We start from the raw sequence: 21,237 nt of genomic DNA on the forward strand, positions 1-21,237 counted from the left end.
GTGCGACTCGAGACCCTTTCTAATTCTGTGGGGTTAATTGCCCGAGGTGGCTGCTTCCTTAACCAAACGACTTTGCTTACGGTTGGCAGCGTCGGGAAGCAAATCAGGGAAAGCCTGCAGTACTGCAGTAGCAATAAGCGCGGCTACGACAACCTTTGCCACGTCGCCTGGGATAAACGGGACGTTGGTAATCAGTGCGTCGGTGAAGCTAAGTCCCATACGCCAAGCCAATCCGACAGATCCGAAGAAGTACTGTAGTAGAACTCCAACGAGGCCCGCGCCGATGAAGACGCTGATTCGTGAAACTTTCGCCCGTGGTGCTTGCTGGGCAATCGCGCCGATTGCGAAACCTGCAATTAAGTAGCCGACAATGTAGCCCACGGTAGGGCCGGGAAGTGCGGCGAGAAGTGGTTTCCAGCCCGCCATGTTTGGGACGCCCACGAGACCAACAGCCAGGAACAGGGTAGTGGCGAGGCCACCGCGTTTGAATCCGAGAATCATCCCGGCCAGTGCGATGCCCATGTTCTGTAGCACGATTGGCACGCCGAGGCCGCCAACGGGAATGGCAATGCCGCCGAGCACGATGATCAGTGCTGCGAAAGCAGCGATAAGAGTGAGGTCATACACCTTGGAATTATTCACAGCTCTCATCTTAAACCCATGGGTTGAGCACTGTTCAGGCAGGGGAGCGGGGATTAGGTTATGAAAAGAGGGTGGCCAGGTAGGTATCAGTGACAGGTATCTTGTACGTTGGTCTCATGCGATTGGCCGATTTTCACAACTTCGTCAACCACGAATTTGGGCCTCAGCACGGCCCGTGGCTGTTGCATTCCCACGTACTGATGGAATATGGAAAAACTCCCGCGGAATTGCTCGAGGACGGGGTCGAACCTCGGGATATCTGGTGGGCGCTGTGTAGGGAACACGATATTCCCGAAGACCGCTGGTACGGTCCTGACGAATAGGTTCCGGCGTAGACGACGGTGAATGCTTGCCGACGGCTCTTGCGTGTCGTTGCCATTCGAACAGGGTTTCGCATATTATCGAAAGTGCTGATGAAGTCAATCCGTCTGATTCGGTATAACTTCCGGGTGTAACCGGCAGTAGAGGTGTCGCGGACCAATTTGGAACCGGAACGGCTAGTTTCGCGCCTAATTAAGTGTGAGCGAAGTTTCTGTTTTGGATGAAAATCGGGAGACACATTCTCTGAGTACGGCTCCAGAACCCGATACCGTACGCGACAATGACCGCGACAATGACAATGAGGAAGAACAACGAACTATGGCTCGTAAGAAGGCTACGGCTTCGAACCAGGGCAATGATCGCCTGAAGGCGCTCGATGTAGCTCTGGCGAATATTGAGAAGGACTTTGGTAAGGGTGCAGTTATGCGCCTGGGGGACGACAATCGTCCTCCAATTCAGGTTATTCCCTCCGGCAATATCGCTATCGACGTGGCCTTGGGCCTGGGCGGGTTCCCGCGTGGTCGTATCGTAGAAATCTATGGTCCAGAATCCTCGGGTAAGACCACAGTCGCACTGCATGCTATTGCAGAGGCGCAGCGGCAGGGCGGTATTGCCGCATTTATTGATGCGGAGCATGCGCTGGATCCGGTTTATGCGCGCAAGCTTGGAGTAGATACGGACAACCTTCTGGTATCCCAACCAGATACCGGTGAGCAGGCACTTGAGATCACAGATATGTTGGTGCGTTCCGGTGCTATTGACATCATTGTGGTTGACTCGGTGGCCGCGTTGACTCCGAAGGCTGAAATCGACGGTGAAATGGGCGATTCCCACGTTGGTCTGCAGGCGCGGTTGATGAGTCAGGCGCTGCGCAAGATGACGGGTGCGCTGTCCCACACCGGTACCACTGCCATCTTCATTAACCAGCTGCGTGAAAAGATTGGCGTCATGTTCGGCTCTCCTGAGACCACCACGGGTGGTAAAGCACTGAAGTTCTACGCTTCCGTTCGCTGTGACGTACGCCGAATTCAGACGTTGAAGGATGGCCAGGATGCGGTGGGTAACCGCACGCGCTTGAAGGTAGTCAAGAACAAGGTGTCGCCGCCGTTCAAGCAGGCAGAGTTTGACATCATCTACGGCGAGGGCATTTCGCGTGAGGGCTCGTTGATTGACATGGGCGTTGATAACGGCATTGTCAAGAAGTCCGGTTCGTGGTTTACCTACGAGGGCGATCAGTTGGGACAGGGCAAGGAAAAGGCTCGTATGCACCTGCGCGAGAATCCAGAAATTGCCCAGGAAATCGAAGTCAAGATCAAGAAGAAGCTCGGCGTCGGGGAATTCGCGGAGGTCGAGGACGAGACCGATATCGATGCCCCTGTCGATGTCGTGCCGGACATCGACTTCGATGATTTGGAAGACTAGCTAGCTCGAGGCGTAGTGCCGCGACACACGAAAAGTGAGGACCGTGGAGGATCGTAACGGCCGCGATGTGCGGGAGACTATCGAAAAGCTTGCTCAGCAAATTGCGGAAGCTGACGGTAGTTCGCTCTACGATGCGGGTCGTGAGGAATCCAAGGCCCCGATTCGTGCTAAGGCACTGCGCTTGCTCGATCAGCGAATGCGTTCCCGCAAGGAACTCGTAGAAAGGCTCGAGGCAGTCGAGGAGTTTCCAACCTCGATGATTGAAGAAGTCGTTGATGACCTGACCCGAAGTGGATTGGTCAACGACGAGCTTTTCGCATCCGAATGGGTGCGGCAGCGCTTTGCCAGTCGCGGCAAGTCGAAGATGGTTTTGAACCGGGAGCTGCAGGAAAAGGGCATTGATGTTTCACTTCGTGCAGATGCGTTGGAGCAGATTACGCACAACGCGGAAGAAGAAGTCGCCCGGAAGCTAGCGGCGAAGAAAGCGGCCACTATTAAAACAGTGGCACCTGACTTCAACTCCAAGCAAAAGGATTTACGCAAAGTCGTCGGTGTGCTGGCGCGGCGTGGTTTCCCCTCTGAATTGTCCATGAGCATTGCTCGGGATCAGTTAGAAGAGCGATACCGGGAACTCGAAGAGGACACAGATTAGCGCCGGTGCCACCGCACGCCGGATTAGCACGCCGGCTGCGGACCCGTCAGGTTTAAAGGGGTCGCTGATTGGGGAAATGGGCCATAAACAGCTAACCTAAACTGCCGTGACTACCCCTTCTTTGAACTCTCAGCAGCAGTCTTCGCCTCGCACATATGAGGTACGTACGTTCGGTTGTCAGATGAACGTCCATGACTCGGAACGACTGTCTGGCTTGCTGGAAGAAAACGGTTATGTAGCGGCTGCAGAAGGCGATAATCCTGATCTGGTCGTTTTCAACACCTGTGCCGTTCGAGAGAATGCGGACAATCGCCTTTATGGCACGTTGGGACAGCTCAAACCAGTCAAGGATGCTCACCCAGGCATGCAGATTGCCGTCGGTGGCTGCTTGGCCCAGAAGGATAAGGACGTCGTCGTAAAGAAGGCCCCATGGGTGGACGTTGTCTTCGGTACGCATAACTTGGGTTCGTTGCCAGCACTGTTGGAACGCGCCGCTCATAATGACCGGGCTGAAGTCGAGATTAAGGACGCACTGGAAGAATTTCCCTCGGTGCTGCCGGCCAAGCGTGAATCCACTTACGCAGGTTGGGTGAGTATCTCCGTAGGCTGCAACAACACGTGCACCTTCTGCATCGTCCCCAGTTTGCGTGGTAAGGAACGCGATCGTCGTCCAGGCGAGATTCTCGCTGAGGTGCAGGCACTCGTGGAGCAGGGCGTTACTGACGTCACCCTCCTTGGACAGAATGTCAACGCCTATGGTGTTAACTTCGCCGACCCTGACATGGAACGCGACCGCTCGGCTTTTTCCAAGTTGCTGCGCGCCTGCGGCCAGATTGAGGGGTTGGAGCGCGTGCGCTTTACGTCTCCGCACCCAGCTGAGTTCACCGATGATGTCATCGACGCCATGGCGGAGACACCGAACGTGGTTCATCAGCTACACATGCCACTACAGTCCGGTTCCGACCGAGTGCTGAAAGACATGCGCCGTTCCTACCGCACCAAGAAATTCCTGGGAATTCTGGAGAAGGTTAGGGAAAAAATGCCGGATGCCGCCATTACCACTGACATTATTGTCGGTTTCCCAGGCGAGACTGAAGAGGACTTCCAGCAAACTCTCGACGTGGTGGAAAAGGCTCGTTTTAGCTCGGCGTTCACCTTCCAATACTCGCCCCGCCCGGGAACTCCGGCGGCAACCATGGCGGATCAGGTTCCACCACAGGTTGTGAAGGAACGCTATGGTCGGCTGCTAGCGCTTCAGGAGCGTATTTCCGAGGAAGAAAACGCTAAGCTAGTCGGCCGGGAAGTCGAGCTGCTGGTCAGCCAGTCCGATGGCCGTAAGAATGCGGAGACTCATCGCATGTCTGGTCGTAGTCGGGATGGCCGCCTGGTGCACTTCAGCCCGTCGGAAAGCGAACCAGGCATCGTCGACCGCAAGATTCGCCCAGGTGATTACGTGACAGTACGCGTGACCGACTCCGCACCGCACTTCCTCATTGCTGACTCCGGTGTGCTCACACACCGCCGCACTAAGGCGGGGGATAATGTAGAGGTCGGCCAGACTCCGACGACCGCGCCGATCGGAGTTGGTCTGGGCTTGCCAAAGATTGGGCGCCCGGAGAAAACGAGTGTAAGTGAGGGATGCGGCTGTGAGTAGTGACAAGGCTTCGCCGGAAAGTGATATGGAATCCACTAGCGAGCAGTCGGTGGAATCCGCGCAGGCGTTGCGGGTTCAGGAGCGCAAGGCCGCTGGCGAGCTGGATCTCGGCCGTGCGGTGATTCCGATGATGGTTGCCGTCATCGGCCTCATTACGAGTTTCTTCCTTCCGCACTCGGGCGTTGTTTTGGGCTTTGATGTGTTGCTGGATACGGATGTTGCGCATCAGTACTTCACGACTCGACCGGAGCGAATTTACTCCATTCTCGTGGTGGTAGGTGTCTTGCTAGCTATTGCCACGCTGATTACGCGGACGACGATTCTCGCATTCGTCACCTGGTTTTTTGCCTGTATTCAGATGGTCTACTCAGTCTTCGCTGGTTGGATGCGTCAGTCTCGTCCACAGGAACTGGCCGGCGAGGGTATTTCCTTCGGCCTGATGCTCGGTATTTTCTGCAGTTTTCTACTGGCCATCTCCGTGACTTTCATCGCTTTCCGACGTAGTAAGGAGCAGCTCGCAATCGCGACGAAACGTCGCAAGCACGCTGACACCGATCCGGTACTGCGCGCGCAGCAGGTTTACCTGCGGGCGGGCCTGACCCCGAATACGACTACGGATGTTGAGGTCGTCGACGACCGCCGTGAACGCGCTCGCCGACGCAATCGTGTCCAGCAGGGCAGTAGCGCGGATAATGTCTCTCAGCAGACCGGCGAAAAGGACGAACAGGTCAGCGACGAGTAGTGAGACTTTTTAACTAGCGCAGTAAGTATGGGGCTCTCTTCCATTCCGGAAGAGAGCCCCTTACTTTTAACCATCGACGCGTTGCCAGCGCGTAGCTGAGCCAGGATTCTGTTGCGGACGCCGGAGAGCGAGAACCTGCTTCCCCGACACACAACTAGCTTCTGTTAGAGCTCCTTGAGAGTCTCCGCGGCCTGCTCTGCCCACTGTCGCCACTGTTCGGCCTGCTCCCGAGCCTTGGCGGCCTGAGAAGCCTTGCCCTTCGCCTCGAGTTCGGCGGCCTTCTGCTCAAACTCCGCTGCGCGGTTGGCGAACTGCTGGACGCGAGCCTGTGCTTCGGGGTCGGTACGGCGCCACTGCGAATCGGCAGCATCGGAGACGCGCTTTTCCAGTGCGCCAATGCGGTTTTCATACTCACGCACACGACCACGCGGCACAAAGCCGATGGCCTCCCATTTCTCCTGCAACTGACGCAGTTCGTTGCGAGCGTGATCGAGGCCCTTGGACGGATCAATGCGGTCTTCGTATTCAGCCAGCAGTGCGTCCTTGGCCGCAGCGTTTTCCTCGAACTCCTTGTCTCGAGCTTCGTTGACCGCGTTGCGAGCACCAAAGAACTCATCCTGGGCGGCCTTGAACTGCGCCCACAGCTTGTCATCGACCTCGCGTGGGGCTCGACCAGCGGCCTTCCACTCAGCCATCAGGTCACGGAAGGCAGCAGCGGTGCCACCCCAATCAGTGGAGGTCTTCAGGGCCTCAGCTCGCTCAATGATGTCCTCCTTAACGCGGCGAGCAGCCGCACGGTTGCGGTCCAGTTCCGCAAAATGGGCACCGCGGCGGCGGTTGAAAGAATCACGCGCGCGAGAGTAACGGCGCCAGAGTTGATCATCAGTTTTGCGGTCGATGCCGCGAATCTGCTTCCACTCCGTGAGAATCTCGCGGATACGGTCGCCGGCGACCTTCCACTCGGTGGAGTTCTCTGCGAGCTCCTCGGCCTCTGCGGCGAGCTCTTCCTTACGTGCGATGGCGTTCTTACGGCGCTCTGCCTTGTCGTGAGCGACTTTCTCCTCTGCGACGTGGGAGGTGGCAATGACCTCTGCAAGGCGCTTATCCAGCGCATCGATATCGCCGAGAACCGTGGCGGTGGCAAGGCTCTCACGCAGTTCAACTGCGTTGTGAGAAATGGTCTTTGCCTCCTGCGGGTGGGAGACTACACGAGATTCCAGTAGCTCGACCTCGGTGGCCAGATCCTCGTAGCGCTTGCCGTAGTGGGCATAACCCTCTTCTACGGTGCCAGCCTGCCAGGAGCCAATATTGCGTTCGCCGGCGCTGGTGACCAGCCAAACAGTGCCGTCTTCGTCAATGCGGCCAAACTTCTTTGGATCATTGTGGACGGCATGTGCCACAGCGGCCGACCCCGCAGGCGCTGGAGTAGCTCCAGGGGCCTTACGATGAGCCGGCATTGAGCCTGGTCGAGGTCCCGGACGTGGACCCGGGCGTGGACCTGGCTTAGGGGAATTGCTGGTACCGGTCATAGTGGGTAAACCTCTTCCAATCTTCATGCAGAACTGCCGCGCGACACGGCTGCCATCAAACACTTACGGTATGTGCTCGAGTATCCCAAAAATTTTGGCACAGCGCGCGTAACACCGCCGGAATAAGGCATCGACTAGCCCCTCACGGTAGCGTTGAGGACGTGAATTCGCGTTTGCCTCGGCTTGTTATCGTTCCGCGTGCGCTCCTCATCGTCGAGGAGCTGGGTGGTTTTGCGCCCACCGCCACGGAATTGCGCCGTCATGCCCGTGAAACCGTCGCGACGCTGTGGACAGATGACGAACCCGGGGAGCCCGGCGCGGTCGCTATTATCACTGGCAGGATGCAGGCGAAGTCCCCGCACCAGACCAGCGCACCCGACAGTTTTTCTCCGTATGGGGTTGATGTCACGGTGTCAGGCGGAACCGAATTACCTGAGCTGCTGGGACGCTGGCTTATCGAAGACTACGCGCGACGGAATTCTGAAGGACCCACTGGCCGCGTCATTCAGGCAACGTGCTTCGACTCTATCGCTGAGGCACTCGCTGCCGGTCACACGCGTCTGCTTGTGCTTGTCGACGGCGCATTCGGCCTTGCGGACGATTCCCCGGTCGGCGTAATTGAAGGTGCAGCGGAGGTTGATGCGCTGTGCAGTCTAATTGCTGGTCAGGACTGCTCAAGCATTAACGTGGAAAATATTGTGTTTCCAGCTCCCGGCGCGTACGCGGCCGAGTTATGGCAGCAGCTGAGTAAAGCTGCTGAAAGCTGGACGGGGTCTGGAATGACCGTCGTAAAGCGTTCTTACTATGACAGGGCGCCTTACGGCATCGGTTACCACGTGGCCAGCTGGCAGTGTGTTGCGAAGTAAGAGCTCGCGTTTTTAGTTTTTGTGCAGGAGTGTGAACTGGGTAGTGACGGCTTTCGAGAGTGAGAGCTTGCCGGTGCCGATTGCGGTGGTAGGGCCGACGGCGTCGGGAAAGTCGGATTTGGGGCTGGTGCTTGCGGAGCAGCTTGGCGGTGAGGTCGTCAATGTTGATTCGATGCAGCTCTATCGAGGAATGGATATCGGAACAGCGAAGCTGTCGGTGGACCAGCGGCGGGGGATTCCGCACCACCAACTCGATGTGCTGAACGTGACGCAGCCGGCGAGTGTGGCGACGTATCAGCGTGAGGCGGTCGCGGATGTTGAGGCCATTCGCGCGCGGGGGAAAGTCCCCATCCTTGTCGGCGGGTCGATGATGTACGTACAGGCGTTGGTGGACGACTGGCAGTTCCCACCTACGGACCCTGAAGTACGTACGAAGTGGGAGACAGTGCAGGACGAGATCGGTCCGGCGGCGTTGCATGATCGGCTGGCAGAGATTGATCCGGATGCGGCGGCAATTATTGAGACCAATGACCCGCGGCGCACCGTCCGCGCCCTGGAGGTCATCGAGCTCACGGGCAAACCTTTTGCAGCGTCGAAGCCGTCGATTGATAAGCCACCGCGGTGGAACACTCGCATATTGGGGTTGCGCACGCAGGCGGAATGGCTAAATCCGCGGATTGAACAGCGTACGCGGGGCATGTTTGCCGCTGGCCTGGTGGAAGAAACTGAGAGTTTGATTGCGCAAGGGTTGCGCGAAGGTGTGACCGCTAGTCGCGCGATCGGCTATGCGCAGGTGCTGGACTACTTCGATGGGGTTTACGACCTGGATACGGCTTGTGAACGCACGATTACTGGTACGCGCAGGTATGTGCGACGTCAGCGCTCCTGGTTCAACCGTGATCATCGGATCATGTGGCTAGACGCTGCCGGTGACGTGCCGGGACAGGCGTTTTCCGCACTTGGTCTGTAAGAGATTCGGACCTCCCGCTAGCATCAAGGGCATGGTTTCATTTGCCAAAGGCCACGGTACGCAAAACGATTTCTTGATTTTTCCAGATGATTTGGTGTCGATTGATTTGACCGAATCACTGGTCGCAGCAGTGTGCGATCGACAGCGAGGTCTTGGCGCTGACGGCGTCCTGCGGGTTGCCCGTGCGGGGAAACTCGTCGATGCCGGTGTTTTGGCGGCATTGCCGGAGGGCGTTAAAGCCGACGATTGGTTTATGGACTACCGGAATAGTGACGGTTCTATTGCCGAGATGTGCGGGAATGGTGTCCGCGTCTTTGCACACTATATTGCCGCGATTCACAGCCCGGACAGTGTCGTCGACGGAACTTTGCGGGTGGGCACTCGAGCAGGGCTGCGCGCTGTTTCGATTGATGAGCTCAGCCGCAGGCACGCGGTCGTTGGGGTGGATATGGGCCAGCCGGAAGTCCTCGGCCTCGCTACTGCGTTCATTGGTTCGGGCAACAATGCCCAGAAATTCGCCGGGATTGGTGTCGACGTGGGAAATCCGCATTTGGCCTGCGTCATGCCTGGCCTAAATGCCGCCGCTCTGGCGGAGCTGGAATTGGAAGCGGCGGGTAGTGTCGCGAAGCCAGTGCGTGCCGACGAAGCCATGTTCCCGAACGGCCTCAATGTGGAAATTGTCACCCCGCTGGATGCCTCTGATTCGGTGTCCATGCGAGTAATTGAACGTGGAGTTGGTGAGACCCGCTCGTGTGGCACCGGTACGGTTGCGGCAGCTATTGCCGCGCTGGCCGATGCCGGCCGGATTGAGGGGGCTGTGACAGTCAAGGTGCCCGGCGGTGTGGTGACTGTGGATGTCCACAAGGCCAGCAATGCGGATGGGGACTTCTCGGCGACCTTGACCGGGCCGAGCGTGATTCACACGCTCGGCGATATTGAGCTGGAAGCCCTGTGACTGGTAGCTAGTGCTGCAGGAGCACTAGCGGGGTAGTGGAAGCGGTGGGGAATCAGCGGACTAGTGTCCGCCGCAGCCACCGTCGCCACAACCACAGCCGCCATCGCCACAGCCGCCTCCGCAACCTTGAGGCGGAATGATCTCACCGGTCAGTGAGAAAGTACCGGAAACGACCATGCCTGGCTGGGGAGCTTCGTCGCCGCCGGGGACAAGTACGTCCATAGGAGTCGGCAGAGCAAGGTTGAGCACCCAGAACTTCTTGCCGGTTAGCTCATTGACATGCTTGCGGGAGTTATTGATAACACCAGCCAGTTTCACGGTTGCGCTAGGCGATGCCTTCCCGACCTGATCTCCGACAATTGCCTTAGCACCTTCGAAGTCCAATGTTGTCGGGGTTGCCCCGGTGCGCTTCTCGTACTCTTCGATGGATGCGTCGAGGGTGAAATCAGTTGCTAGAGCTGATAGCGCGACATGCTCAAAAGTCTGAGTTCCGGCATCAACAATCATTGGCCCCTGTGACAGCAGGCAGGTAGCGACCTCGATGACCTTGTCAAAGTTATCCGAGGAGGGATCATCCTCGACGATTTCCACGAGCGCCAAGACATCGTCCACGCTGGATACATGGGCAGTGACGGTCGGGCTGCCCGCGAAGCCGGCGTAGGTAGAAAATGGTTCAACACCCAGGATGTGCAGACGCGCACCAGAGGAATCTTCGAAACGGACCAGCTGGCCACCGCGGACCTCGCCGATGACCGACAGATTGTCACTAGCGATCGCGGCTTCCATCGCGTCTCGCCAGCTGGGGTAGTCCATGCCAATGCTTCGCAAGTCAGTAGTCATACTTTTCGATGATACTTCCCATATCTTCATCTGCGAACTAACGAATCGCACGTGAGCACATTGTGCTCTGGGGTACCTAGAAGCATTCCTGCACGCCGCGGCAACTATTCGGATGGGACTAACAATTCTGCCACGCTAAATAGGTAAAGGTTAAGTGTGGCATAAATAACTTTCCTTAGGTGTGCCGGGTTTATTCCATTTAGGCATGCCTAAGAGTAAGCTCATCTCTGTAAACACGATTTGCTTAGCTTAATTCTTATCTATATAAGCGAGGTTTCTCATGCTCGGATTGCGGTCTCGAAAACAGTCGGATGACATTCAGTCGCTTGCCGACGTCCCGGTGGGGGTAACCGTCACTCTGGGAACGTCGCATGTGGATGAGCGCCTGTGCCGCAGGCTTTCGCAACTGGGGCTTCGCCCTGGAATGAGTGTCACTGTGGGACGGAGTACCAGCGGCGGTGGGCGAATCGTCCATGCTGGCGCAACGCGCTACGCCATCGATGCCAGCACGCTGCACAAGATGTCCGTCGTGGGTTAGGTCCCCTACATCTCTTTTCTCACCTCCCTCCTGAAAGTAAACAATGACAACACCTACGGATTCCTCAACGCGAAAATTCGCATCCACGCCCAGCTGCCACGCATGCAGCGGCGGAGCACCAGCAAAGGATGGTGCACCTGTTGTCGCAGTAGTCGGCGCACCGAACTCCGGTAAGTCAACACTGTTCAATAGTTTGACTGGTGCGAAAGCGCAGATGGGCAATTGGCCTGGTACGACCGTGGAGGTCAGCCGTGGCGCGTGGAAGACCGATGCCGCTGAGTACGATGTCATCGATTTCCCGGGTGCCTACTCGCTGGATGCCATGAGTCCGGACGAAGAGCTCACTCGCGAGATGCTCATCGAGAAACCGGAAGAAGAACGCCCGGATCTCGTCGTTGTCGTTGTCGACGCCACGGCACTGGGCCGTGGCCTCTACATGGCCGCGGAATTGGCGGAACAGCCCCAGCGCATCGTTCTGGCTCTGACCAAACTAGATGTTGCCAAGGCCAAGGGCATCGATGTGAATCCGGACGCATTGCAGTCAGCTATGGGGATGCCGGTGGTGGCGCTGGATCCCCGTCGTAAAGCGGGAATGGCGCGGTTGGCCGACGCGGTAGCAGCGGCTCTGGACGGATGTAGTTCGGTGTCGTCACCGATTCGCCAGGCCGATGGTGAATCGATTGAACGCCTGGACGACGCACGCTTTGCCGCGATTGATGCGGCGGTTGCGGCATCTACGGGCGGGGTGGAAGATCGCCAGACTTTCTCCGACCGCATTGATAACGTGGTCCTCCATCCGGTGCTCGGACCGATTGTGTTCCTGGCAGTTATGTGGGCAGTCTTCCAAATCACGACGACGGTAGCAGCACCGTTGCAGGACGGTTTGGAAACCCTTATTACCGGTAATTTCGCAGATTTGGTTACCCGTGGATTAGAAGCGGTGGGATGGGATCATCCGATTGTCACCGGGCTGCTTGTAAACGGCATCATCGGTGGTGTCGGCATGGTGCTGACCTTCGTTCCGCTAATGGCACTCATGTTCCTGTGCCTCGCAGTACTCGAGGATTCAGGGTATATGGCGCGTGCAGCCGTGGTGGCGGACCGTGTCATGCGTGCAATTGGTCTTCCGGGTAAGGCATTTATTCCGCTCATCGTCGGCTTTGGCTGTAATGTGCCAGCAATCTCGGCAACACGTGTGCTGAGTAATCCGCGCCACCGCATTTTGACGGCTCTACTGGTTCCGTTTACCTCCTGCTCGGCGCGCCTGACCGTGTATGTCATGTTGGGTGCGGTGTTCTTTCCGGAACACGCGGGCACAGTCGTCTTCGCTATGTACGTGATCTCGATTCTGCTGATCGTTCTGACCGGCCTTGCACTGCGTAAGACCCTGTGGCGCACCATGCCGTCGGAACCGCTGGTCATTGACCTGCCAACCTACCAGCTTCCGACCGCACGGCTGGCACTATCTGTGATGTGGATGCGTCTGAAGGGATTCCTGCAGACCGCAAGTGGAATCATCGTCAGCACCGTCATCGTCGTATGGCTACTGATGTCTATTCCGGTTGTCTCCGGGCACTCCTTTGCCGATGAAAATCTAGCACCGCAGGACTCCGCATACGGTGCAGTCAGCGAAACTATTGCTCCTGTGTTTAACCCGGCAGGTTTCGGTACATGGTCTCTGACAGGTCCGTTGGTGACGGGCTTTGTGGCCAAGGAAGCCGTCATTTCTACCTGGGCACAGACCTATGCAGTGGAGGACGTCACCGACTCCGATTCGAGCGAACAGGCCTCCAGCCCGCTCGCGGAGAATATTCGACGTGACTTTGACAATGCATCCGATGGACACGGATTGGCAGCAGTCTGGGCCTATATGATCTTCCTGCTGGCTTACACACCGTGCGTGGCTACGCTCGCGGCACAACGTCGAGAGATCGGCTTGAAGTGGACGGGCTTCGGTTTGCTAGCGCAGCTGGTCGTTGCATGGGCACTGGCCGTGATTGTTTTCCAAGGGTTAAAGCTGTTCCTGTAAAGCCTCGTTGATTCCTAGTAGCTTCGGCAAAGCTACTAGGGCACACTTGCGAACTAGAAATCAGATCCAACAAGAATCGCGATACGGAAAGGAGCTATCGCCGTGGGACTCTTTAGAGCCAGGAAGAATACGACGGTTACTCGTCGGCCTTCAGAAGCCGTTCAGGATGCAATCGCGCAGGGCATTAGCTCCCGACGCAAAATTTGCGAAATCACCGGCCTGCAGCGAGCAACGGTAGACCTCATCCTTGACCGCATGGAACACACCGGCCAATTGCGACGGGAATCCCTCGGTGGCATGTGCCCAGGCGGAGGTTGTTCCAACTGTGGAATGTCCGACAGCGGTACGTGTGTTGGCGGTAGTTCTAATAGTGGTCCGGTCGCACTGGTTCTGACACGCAGGCCACCTTCTGCAGCCTAAGTCTTGAGCTTCGGCTCGGTATTCTCCGCACACAATGCGGAGAATTTGGCTTGTCATGTGACAATAGCAGCTAGTATGACGAATTTTTCCAACAGCTTTGATGAGGTCAGCGACGAAACGTCGCAGCAAGCTCGCACCTCGCACGAGATGGACGATTTTTTCATCGACGCTAATGCCGCTGGCGAGAACGCCGATAGTGCCTCCGGGGATGCGTTCGCAACGAACGTCGGCACGCAAAGGGAACCTACCGTCGGTGATTTGGATTTGGAGGCGCGTTCCTCACTGCGCCGGCTGACCAGGTCAGTAGCACATACTGAATCCGAAGAGGTGATGGTCGAGTACCGTCAGCTCCGACTGGAGCGCGTTGTGTTGCTCGGTGTCTGGACATCCGGGACCCTTCAGGAAGCCGAAGTGGCGATGGAGGAGCTCGCCGCACTGGCAGAGACTGCAGGTTCGGAAGTTTTAGAGATGGTGCTGCAGCGTCGCGATAAGCCGGACCCTGGTACTTACGTGGGATCCGGCAAGCTCAACGAGCTTCGCGATATTGTCGCCTCTACCGGCGCAGATACAGTTATTTGCGACGGTGAGCTGTCTCCCGGCCAGTTGGTGGCGCTGGAGGATCGCCTTGACGCCAAGGTTATTGACCGCACCATGCTGATTCTGGATATCTTTGCTCAGCACGCGAAGTCCAAGGAGGGCAAGGCGCAGGTCTCGCTGGCACAAATGCAGTACCTGTACACGCGTCTGCGCGGCTGGGGCGGCAACCTATCGCGTCAGGCTGGTGGTCGCGCGGGCTCCAACGGCGGCGTGGGTCTGCGTGGTCCGGGTGAAACTAAGATCGAAACCGATCGTCAGCGCCTACGCCAAGATATGGCGCGAATCCGCAAGGAATTAGCTGGCATGAAGACTGCGCGTGAGATCAAGCGCGCACGTCGTAAGGCTGGACACCTGCCGCGCGTGGCAGTTGTCGGCTACACCAACGCGGGTAAATCTTCGTTGCTCAACGCACTGACAGGCGCTGGTGTGCTGGTGGAAGACGCGCTGTTTGCGACGCTGGATCCGACGACTCGTCGCACCAAGCTTCGCGACGGTCGCACGGTGATTATGACCGATACGGTCGGATTTGTTCGCCACTTGCCGACGCAGCTCATTGAAGCTTTTCGCTCGACCTTGGAAGAGGTGCTCGAAGCCGACGTCATCATGCACGTCGTAGACTCCTCTGACCCATTCCCGCTGGAGCAGATTAAGGCTGTCAACAAAGTCATCAACGAAATCGCGGAGGAAGAAAAGGCCGAGATTCCGCCCGAGCTGTTGGTAGTCAACAAGGTGGACAAGGCCGATGGCATCACTCTGGCGCAACTGCGCCACCAGCTCGATGATGCGGTCTTTGTCTCTGCGCGAACGGGTGAGGGGATCGGTGAACTGGAGACCCGACTCGAGCTTGCACTCAATGAGCTGGAGTCTCACGTCCACATGTTGATCCCCTATGACAAGGGCAATATTGTCTCCATGCTCCACGAAGATGCGACCGTGCTGTCGGAGACATGGACAGAGCAAGGCACCCAGATGGATGTGCGTTTGCCCACTAGCCTCGCGGATGAACTGTCGGCATATCGCATCGAACCTGCAGCGGATCCTCACTTCACGGCGGATGCGAATGAGGATAGTAGCAACGACGCCTAGTCGGAAAAGGGAGAGCGGAGTTGGAATAGGGAGAGCGACAAAGAGCTCCGGCAGTCCTGGGTTTAATGCGGTATCCGTGGCGTGATCTGCGGTGGGCATCCACTAGCATTACAACCATGAATTCTACTTCTGACGCGGAGACCCAACAGGGAACCTCCGCAAATCCGCCTGCTGAAAACGCCGAACGTGGCCGTCTTTTCGGTTGGGATATTCACGGTGACGGTCGAAAGATTGCACCGGGAGCCGTGGTGGCTCCCAACGAACGCCTCGATTGGCCTCGTACAATTGGCATTGGCGCACAGCACGTCATTGCCATGTTTGGTGCAACTCTTCTGGTGCCGCTGTTGACTGGTTTCCCAGTCAATACCACACTGCTGTTCTCGGGTATCGGCACGATTGTCTTCCTGCTAATCACCCGAAACCGCTTGCCCTCTTACCTGGGCTCGTCGTTTGCCTTCATCGCACCACTGACCGCGACACAGGCGCAGGGTATTGGTGTTCAGCTCGGTGTCGTGCTCTGCGCCGGCATCGCGCTCATGCTCGTTGGCTGCGTTGTAAAGTTCGCCGGCAAGCGTGTCCTCGATGCAGTGATGCCACCTGCAGTAACCGGTGCCATCGTCGCTCTCATCGGACTTAACCTGGCGCCTGCCGCCACGGAGAACTTCGCCACTCAGCCGTTGGTCGCATTTGTCACGATGGCATCCATTGTCTTCGCAACCGTCGCTGGCCGCGGTATGGTCAGCCGTCTGGGTGTCCTTATCGGCGTACTAATCGGCTGGGTCTTCGCCGCTGCCACTGGAAATCTCTCGCCCGAGGCTACAGAAACTGTCGGCAATGCCGCCTGGATTGGTCTGCCCGCATTCCACGCGCCGGAGTTCCACTTCAATGCGATGCTGATTGGTCTGCCCGTCATCGTAGTACTCATCGCAGAGAATGTCGGTCACGTCAAGGCTGTTGCTGCCATGACCGGCCGAAACCTCGATGACATCGCTGGCGATGCTCTTATTGCAGACGGTCTAGCCACCACCATCGCCGGTTCAGCTGGTGGTTCTGGTACCACTACCTACGCTGAAAATATCGGTGTTATGGCCGCTACCCGTGTCTATTCGACCGCAGCTTACTGGGTGGCAGCTTTCACCGCCATTGCACTGGCTTTCATTCCAAAGTTCGGCGCACTCATCTTGACCATTCCTACCGGCGTGCTCGGTGGGGCAACGATGGTGCTCTACGGCCTGATCGGTTTGCTCGGTGTGCGCATCTGGATGGACAAAAAGGTCGACTTCAACAACCCGGTTAATCTCACCGCTGCCGCCACCGCGCTGATCGCGGGTATCGGTAACCTCACCCTCGACATTGGTTCGCTGACGCTGGAGGGTATTGCTTGGGGGTCGGTCGGCATTATTATCGGCTATCCAATTTTGAACTGGCTCTACAATCGCATCGGCGAGAACCGCTCGTAGGCCACCCGTCCAGGGCAGAATCTCGCACGAATGCTTAACGACGGACCCCGTGACCGTTGCCACGATGTTTCGTCGTTAAGCTCTTTTGCTTTTTAATCGCTCAGGTCTTGGGCGATGAGTTCGGCGATTTTCTCTACCGCAACCGCGTTACTACTGGTCACAGTGACTTCATCGCCGAATTCGGCACCGAGTGCCATGAGCATCAACGAGGATGAAGCATCGGCCGGTTCGTTGTCGGGCTCGTCTGAGTCAAGGAGCTCGACCAGAATTTCTTCCTGAAAACGGGAGGCACGCTCAGCGATGACCGTTGCAGGGCGGGCATGAATACCCACCTTGGAGCCGACGTGGACATGTTGAGTAACCATGCGAGCGGCATCCTGCCTTTCTGCTTCTCGATTTCCTCGATGCCATTTCTGAGCTTAATAGGTTGCCCGGATGGGTTGGGGAATGTTTGCTGAAAATCGTAGAAATGCTCGTTGGGATAAACCAGCCGGTGCGGTAAAAACTACGCTTCCGCTGAAACGTCTGCTTCTAGGTTTTGATTATCGGTGCTGACTTGCCGCGGCCACAGGCTTTTAGCTGCCACAACGAGAATTGCTGCCACTATGCTGCCCAAGACGATTGCAGTAAGCCATGCGACAGGGTTGTCGATTGCAAACAGCACAAAAATACCTCCGTGCGGAACACGTGTGGCCGCACCCAAAGCCATTGAGGTGCCACCGGTGACGGCACCGCCAATCACAATCGACGGAATCACACGTAGCGGATCTGCGGCGGCGAAGGGAATTACTCCCTCTGAAATGAAGGCCGCACCGAGCACCCAGCCCGCTTTGCCGTTTTGACGCTCCGCCGAACTGAACAGCTTTGGTCGGAGCACAACTGCCAGAGATGTAGCCAATGGAGGTACCATGCCCGCCGCCATCACAGCGGCCATGACCTTCCATGATGCGGGATCTGCTGAGGCGATGTTTGCGACGGCAAAAAGATAAGCAGCCTTGTTGATCATTCCGCCCATATCCACGCACATCATTGCGCCGAGAAGACCACCGAACAGGAACGCCGCCGTCGTATCCAGTGATTGCAGCCACTGCTGCAGAGCCGTCATCAGCCACGCCAGCGGCATCCCGAGCAGCAGGTACATGGTGAGCCCAACGGACATAGCGCCGAGCATAGGAATCACGACAACCGGCATCAGCGGTCGCAGCCAGTCCGGGACTTTCATCCTCAACAGTAGGGCTACAACTAGTCCCGCCAGGATGCCTGTCACCAGGCCCCCAAGGAAGCCGGCGCCAACCGTGACCGCGATGGCACCGCCAATAAAGCCTGGTGCAATGCCGGCTCTGCCAGCCATGCCAAAGGCGATATAAGCACTCATTACAGCCACAATGACCTGCATGCCGTGGTTGCCAATGGCAAAAAGCGCCGAGCCGAGATACAGCCACAGCCCACTACGATCAATTAGCACGGTGCCGAGATCTTCTGTCGGCACAGCAATCGGGGCATCGAGTCCGATAATCTCCGGCAGCCGCAAATCCCTAGTCACGGCGTCAGCTACTACACCAACCTGATGACCGCCGACGAGGAATCCCAGCGCAATCAACAACCCCGATGCGGCCACGAACGGCACCATATAGCTGACACCGGTCATAATGGCATCACGAACCCAGTGTCCGAAGGCTTTGTCACCGCCTAACGATGATTTATGTGCCCCCACCTTCGTAGTTGCTTGTACCCTCTCAGATGAAGGGTCTGCGCCTGTAGTACCGGTTTGCGAACCGGCCTCCTTGTCGTGGTCATCCTTAGGTTGCGGCGCCTTTCGGTCGTAGGCGCGAACCCGTGATTGTTCTGCTTTTGCCTTCGCTTGTTTAATAACCGCAGTAGGTTCATTGACTGCCTTACGAATTGGCACTTTGACCTGTGGTTTATCGCTGAAGCGCTTAAGCCCCGTAACCCCAATATCGGCTGCGATTACTAGCACGTCGGCCCGGACAATTGCCTCTGCGGGGGCTTCCTGGGTTCCTGCCGAGCCCTGCGTCTCTACAGTTAGTGTGACATCAGACATGCTTTCTGCCGCGCCAGTAAGCGCTTCGGCTGCCAAATAAGTGTGTGCGATGCCCGTGGGGCAGGCCGTGATGGCGACGATATTGGTCTTCGCCGGAGGTTTTTTCGCTTTCCGACGAGGCGCTTTGGTGACGTGCTCGCTAATGATCCGGGCAGTCTCTTCATCGCTTTCAGCACCGCGAAGAGCTGCGCGAAACCCCTTATCGCGAAGTGCTTTTGCGAGTGCGGCCAGAATATCGACGTGGACATCGCTGTTACTAGATGGGACACCAATGAAAAAGAGCAGGTCCGCCGGCCCATCTGGTGTGGTGAATTCTGTAGCGCTGGTTAAGCGGGCAAACATCAGGGTCGGCTTCGACCAGTCCTCATGGCGGCAGTGGGGGATGGCTATCCCTCCCGACAGACCTGTCGGGGCCTTCTCTTCGCGTTCGAGGGCTGCTGCGACGATGCCGTTGCTGTCGGTGGCGCGGCCGGTCTCTACAGCTTTAGCGATGAGATAGTTAAGGATCTTCTCCTTTTGCGGACCGATATCTAGGTCAAGGAACACTGTCGACTCATCGGCTAGGTCTGATGCAATAGCGGAAAAATCTGCCGAAGAAGACATGGTTTTCTAATGCTCCTTATCTAGGCATCGAAAAGCTAAGTGTCGAGCTGCCATAACCGGCCGGCCTCGGGGTGAACCTGTTCTGGATAGGGGATGGTCGTACCGGGAAGACTGGTTGCCGCCGCCCCATAAGCTACGGCGGTGGTTAGTGCATCTTGGTAGCTATCACCGCGTTCGCGGGACATAACGTAGCCGGCCAAAGCACAGTCTCCAGCACCGACCGTCGACTGAGCGACTATCGAGGGGGAGGTAGCAGCGAAACAACCGCCTGACTTCACTGAAAGCACCGCCCCTGCTTCGCCGAGAGTGGCCAGGACTTCGGAAACGCCAAGCTCGTTCAGCGCACGAGCAGCCTGCGCTACGGGAAGATAGTTCCCTTCGGCTGCAGCGGCCTCAAGTTCTTCGCCGTCCTGATCAATGATTTGACCAAGTTCGTAGGCGTTCGGCTTCATCAAAAAAGGTCGCACCTTTGGAAATGCGCGAACGACCTCAGTCAGTGGGCCGTCGCTCGTATCCATAGCAACACGAATATTCGGGTTGACCGAATACACCGCCTCGGTGCATTGAACGTAAAAATCCCTGGGGACACCAGGGGGCAATGAACCTGCGAAAACTACCCACGTGGCGTGTTTAGCATGGTGGATAAGTTTCTCCAGGACACGCCTACGGTGCGCTTTCATCAATGTCATGCCAGGGGAATTGAGCTTGGTGGTCGTCCCATCTGGCTCTGCGAGTGTGAGATTAACGCGGGCTTCGTTAGTCGTGTTGATGGCTTCATGGGGTATGCCAGAGACTTCCAACAGGCGCGTGAATTTTCCGGAGTCCGATGCCGGGTAGAGCGCGAGCGTCTTTTCTCCGGCGTAGTGCAACGCCTTGGACACATTAATTCCCTTGCCACCAGCCATGTCCTCAGCCATTGGTAGGCGGAACACGCCACCTCGCTTGAGCTCCGTATCGAGTCGAGCAAGTCGATCGATTGACGGATTTACAGTCAAGGTCAGGATCATGAAGCAACCACAACCTCGACACCTTGCTCCCTGAGATCGTTGACGAACTGTTCCGGGGCAGAGGAATCTGTAATCACGACGTCGATATCTTCCAATGCTGCAAAGCTGACGAGAAAGTCGCGGCCAAGTTTCGTCGAGTCCGCCATAACGATGACCTTGCGCGCATTCGTAATCATCGCGCGCTTTACCGCCGCTTCCTGCGGATCAGCAGTAGAAAGACCGTGGTCAATTGTCAAGGCATTAGAACCAATGAAAGCGACATCGGCACGCATAACCGCGAGAGTGCGGAGTGCCGTATCGCCAGCAACCGCCTGAGTAATGACGCGAACTTGGCCGCCAAGGAGTTGAAGCTCAATGCGGTTCGATCCTGCGAGTGTGATGGCGTTGGGAAGAGAGTTTGTGACAACCGACCAACGGCGGTTATCAGGGGAGTGGACCATCAGCTCTGCAAGAGCCTCGGTGGTAGTTCCAGCATCGAGAAAAATTCCACCACCAGAGTCAGGCAGAAAATCCGCAGCACAGCGGGCAATAGAGAGCTTCGCGTCCTTTTGCGCGTTCTTTCGAGCGGCAACTGAAAACTCAACAGTCTGAAAAGAACGAGTAGCCACAGCGCCACCGTGTACGCGGTGAACTGCGCCCTCTGCATCCAACTGAGCTAGGTCACGGCGAATCGTCTCTGCTGTGACATCGAAAGCTTCCGCAAGATCAGCGACCGTCACGCGCCCTTCGACTGCTGTCAAAGACGCAATCTTCCGGCGGCGTTCCTCTGCGTACATTCCCCGCTCCTTAGCTGTTAAGAAATTTCAGCTTTACTATCTGTTCCCAGTATGCCCGTTTATGTC

19 protein-coding genes are annotated in these 21,237 nt (G+C 57.1%); 12 read left to right on the top strand and 7 right to left on the bottom strand.

Annotation, left to right across the window (positions count from 1 at the left end):
* Positions 1-33 precede the first annotated feature (33 nt).
* A complete protein-coding gene (locus QP978_RS03035; RefSeq protein ID WP_049170862.1) occupies positions 34-651 on the bottom strand; it encodes a biotin transporter BioY in 618 nt (205 codons plus the stop codon).
* A gap of 80 nt (positions 652-731) precedes the next feature.
* On the opposite strand from QP978_RS03035, the gene QP978_RS03040 reads away from it, so the two are divergent.
* The 5 genes from QP978_RS03040 (at position 732) to QP978_RS03060 (ending at position 5,433) form a co-directional block, all read left to right on the top strand.
* Positions 732-965 (top strand): DUF3046 domain-containing protein, encoded by a 234-nt coding sequence (locus tag QP978_RS03040; protein WP_005509697.1) that lies wholly within the window; start codon positions 732-734, stop codon positions 963-965.
* A 316-nt stretch (positions 966-1,281) separates the two neighbouring features.
* Positions 1,282-2,385, top strand: coding sequence for a recombinase RecA (gene recA / locus QP978_RS03045; protein WP_049170952.1), 1,104 nt, complete (start codon positions 1,282-1,284; stop codon positions 2,383-2,385).
* 43 nt (positions 2,386-2,428) lie between these two features.
* Positions 2,429-3,037: a regulatory protein RecX gene (locus QP978_RS03050; RefSeq protein ID WP_049193012.1), complete on the top strand. Its 609-nt coding sequence runs from the start codon at positions 2,429-2,431 to the stop codon at positions 3,035-3,037.
* 106 nt (positions 3,038-3,143) lie between these two features.
* Positions 3,144-4,691 carry a tRNA (N6-isopentenyl adenosine(37)-C2)-methylthiotransferase MiaB gene (gene miaB, locus QP978_RS03055; RefSeq protein WP_049170866.1) on the top strand — a complete coding sequence of 516 codons (1,548 nt, stop codon included), beginning with the start codon at positions 3,144-3,146 and terminating at the stop codon, positions 4,689-4,691.
* Positions 4,684-5,433: an Rv2732c family membrane protein gene (locus QP978_RS03060; protein ID WP_016422614.1), complete on the top strand. Its 750-nt coding sequence runs from the start codon at positions 4,684-4,686 to the stop codon at positions 5,431-5,433. Before miaB ends, QP978_RS03060 begins: the two co-directional genes overlap by 8 nt.
* Before the next feature lie 164 nt (positions 5,434-5,597).
* Here the strand turns inward: QP978_RS03060 and QP978_RS03065 are convergent, their stop codons facing one another.
* Complete coding sequence (locus QP978_RS03065) at positions 5,598-6,962, bottom strand: DUF349 domain-containing protein (protein WP_070437345.1); 1,365 nt, start codon at positions 6,960-6,962, stop codon at positions 5,598-5,600.
* Positions 6,963-7,123: 161 nt separating this feature from the next.
* Here QP978_RS03065 and QP978_RS03070 point away from each other — a divergent pair, with 161 nt between their 5' ends.
* The 3 genes from QP978_RS03070 to dapF are packed head-to-tail and all read left to right on the top strand — an operon-like array spanning position 7,124 to position 9,753.
* Complete coding sequence (locus QP978_RS03070; RefSeq protein WP_070546958.1) at positions 7,124-7,828, top strand: hypothetical protein; 705 nt, start codon at positions 7,124-7,126, stop codon at positions 7,826-7,828.
* A 43-nt stretch (positions 7,829-7,871) separates the two neighbouring features.
* Entirely contained in the window at positions 7,872-8,798 is a 927-nt protein-coding gene (gene miaA, locus QP978_RS03075) for a tRNA (adenosine(37)-N6)-dimethylallyltransferase MiaA (RefSeq protein WP_016422617.1), read from the top strand.
* 31 nt (positions 8,799-8,829) lie between these two features.
* Entirely contained in the window at positions 8,830-9,753 is a 924-nt protein-coding gene (gene dapF, locus QP978_RS03080; protein WP_101738659.1) for a diaminopimelate epimerase, read from the top strand.
* 60 nt (positions 9,754-9,813) lie between these two features.
* Here dapF and QP978_RS03085 read toward each other — a convergent pair whose 3' ends face one another.
* The gene (locus QP978_RS03085) at positions 9,814-10,593 is read right to left on the bottom strand and encodes a hypothetical protein (RefSeq protein ID WP_049189638.1); all 780 of its coding nucleotides are present in this window, start codon (positions 10,591-10,593) and stop codon (positions 9,814-9,816) included.
* A 280-nt stretch (positions 10,594-10,873) separates the two neighbouring features.
* Between QP978_RS03085 and QP978_RS03090 the strand changes: the two genes are divergently transcribed.
* The 4 genes from QP978_RS03090 to QP978_RS03110 all read left to right on the top strand — a co-directional run bounded on the left by QP978_RS03090 (position 10,874) and on the right by QP978_RS03110 (position 16,723).
* Positions 10,874-11,131: a FeoA family protein gene (locus QP978_RS03090; RefSeq protein WP_080969561.1), complete on the top strand. Its 258-nt coding sequence runs from the start codon at positions 10,874-10,876 to the stop codon at positions 11,129-11,131.
* Positions 11,132-11,174: 43 nt separating this feature from the next.
* Complete coding sequence (gene feoB, locus QP978_RS03095; protein WP_049189639.1) at positions 11,175-13,160, top strand: ferrous iron transport protein B; 1,986 nt, start codon at positions 11,175-11,177, stop codon at positions 13,158-13,160.
* Between the two features lie 495 nt (positions 13,161-13,655).
* Entirely contained in the window at positions 13,656-15,263 is a 1,608-nt protein-coding gene (hflX, locus tag QP978_RS03105) for a GTPase HflX (protein ID WP_284856829.1), read from the top strand.
* A gap of 116 nt (positions 15,264-15,379) precedes the next feature.
* Positions 15,380-16,723, top strand: a complete 1,344-nt coding sequence (locus tag QP978_RS03110; RefSeq protein ID WP_284856831.1) for a uracil-xanthine permease family protein — start codon at positions 15,380-15,382, stop codon at positions 16,721-16,723.
* 92 nt (positions 16,724-16,815) lie between these two features.
* On the opposite strand, the gene QP978_RS03115 is transcribed toward QP978_RS03110, so the two are convergent.
* From QP978_RS03115 to QP978_RS03130, 4 genes are all read right to left on the bottom strand, one after another.
* Positions 16,816-17,088: an HPr family phosphocarrier protein gene (locus tag QP978_RS03115; protein WP_016422625.1), complete on the bottom strand. Its 273-nt coding sequence runs from the start codon at positions 17,086-17,088 to the stop codon at positions 16,816-16,818.
* A gap of 140 nt (positions 17,089-17,228) precedes the next feature.
* Complete coding sequence (locus QP978_RS03120) at positions 17,229-19,388, bottom strand: PTS fructose transporter subunit IIABC (RefSeq protein ID WP_049189641.1); 2,160 nt, start codon at positions 19,386-19,388, stop codon at positions 17,229-17,231.
* Between the two features lie 35 nt (positions 19,389-19,423).
* The gene (locus tag QP978_RS03125) at positions 19,424-20,395 is read right to left on the bottom strand and encodes a 1-phosphofructokinase family hexose kinase (protein WP_284856832.1); all 972 of its coding nucleotides are present in this window, start codon (positions 20,393-20,395) and stop codon (positions 19,424-19,426) included.
* Positions 20,392-21,171: a DeoR/GlpR family DNA-binding transcription regulator gene (locus tag QP978_RS03130; protein ID WP_016422628.1), complete on the bottom strand. Its 780-nt coding sequence runs from the start codon at positions 21,169-21,171 to the stop codon at positions 20,392-20,394. The genes QP978_RS03125 and QP978_RS03130 overlap by 4 nt, the downstream gene beginning before the upstream one ends.
* Positions 21,172-21,237: the final 66 nt, after the last annotated feature.

It is taken from the genome of Corynebacterium sp. MSK035, from assembly GCF_030232615.1.
Taxonomy (GTDB): Bacteria; Actinomycetota; Actinomycetes; order Mycobacteriales; family Mycobacteriaceae; genus Corynebacterium; species Corynebacterium jeikeium_D.

Bases quoted from the DNA above. Each gene is read 5' to 3' on its own strand.
- QP978_RS03035 (WP_049170862.1), bottom strand. From the start codon at position 651: ATGAGAGCTGTGAATAATTCCAAGGTGTATGACCTCACTCTTATCGCT.
- recA (WP_049170952.1), top strand. From the start codon at position 1,282: ATGGCTCGTAAGAAGGCTACGGCTTCGAACCAGGGCAATGATCGCCTG.
- QP978_RS03065 (WP_070437345.1), bottom strand. From the start codon at position 6,962: ATGACCGGTACCAGCAATTCCCCTAAGCCAGGTCCACGCCCGGGTCCA.
- dapF (WP_101738659.1), top strand. From the start codon at position 8,830: ATGGTTTCATTTGCCAAAGGCCACGGTACGCAAAACGATTTCTTGATT.
- QP978_RS03085 (WP_049189638.1), bottom strand. From the start codon at position 10,593: ATGACTACTGACTTGCGAAGCATTGGCATGGACTACCCCAGCTGGCGA.
- QP978_RS03090 (WP_080969561.1), top strand. From the start codon at position 10,874: ATGCTCGGATTGCGGTCTCGAAAACAGTCGGATGACATTCAGTCGCTT.
- feoB (WP_049189639.1), top strand. From the start codon at position 11,175: ATGACAACACCTACGGATTCCTCAACGCGAAAATTCGCATCCACGCCC.
- hflX (WP_284856829.1), top strand. From the start codon at position 13,656: ATGACGAATTTTTCCAACAGCTTTGATGAGGTCAGCGACGAAACGTCG.
- QP978_RS03110 (WP_284856831.1), top strand. From the start codon at position 15,380: ATGAATTCTACTTCTGACGCGGAGACCCAACAGGGAACCTCCGCAAAT.
- QP978_RS03115 (WP_016422625.1), bottom strand. From the start codon at position 17,088: ATGGTTACTCAACATGTCCACGTCGGCTCCAAGGTGGGTATTCATGCC.
- QP978_RS03120 (WP_049189641.1), bottom strand. From the start codon at position 19,388: ATGTCTTCTTCGGCAGATTTTTCCGCTATTGCATCAGACCTAGCCGAT.
- QP978_RS03125 (WP_284856832.1), bottom strand. From the start codon at position 20,395: ATGATCCTGACCTTGACTGTAAATCCGTCAATCGATCGACTTGCTCGA.
- QP978_RS03130 (WP_016422628.1), bottom strand. From the start codon at position 21,171: ATGTACGCAGAGGAACGCCGCCGGAAGATTGCGTCTTTGACAGCAGTC.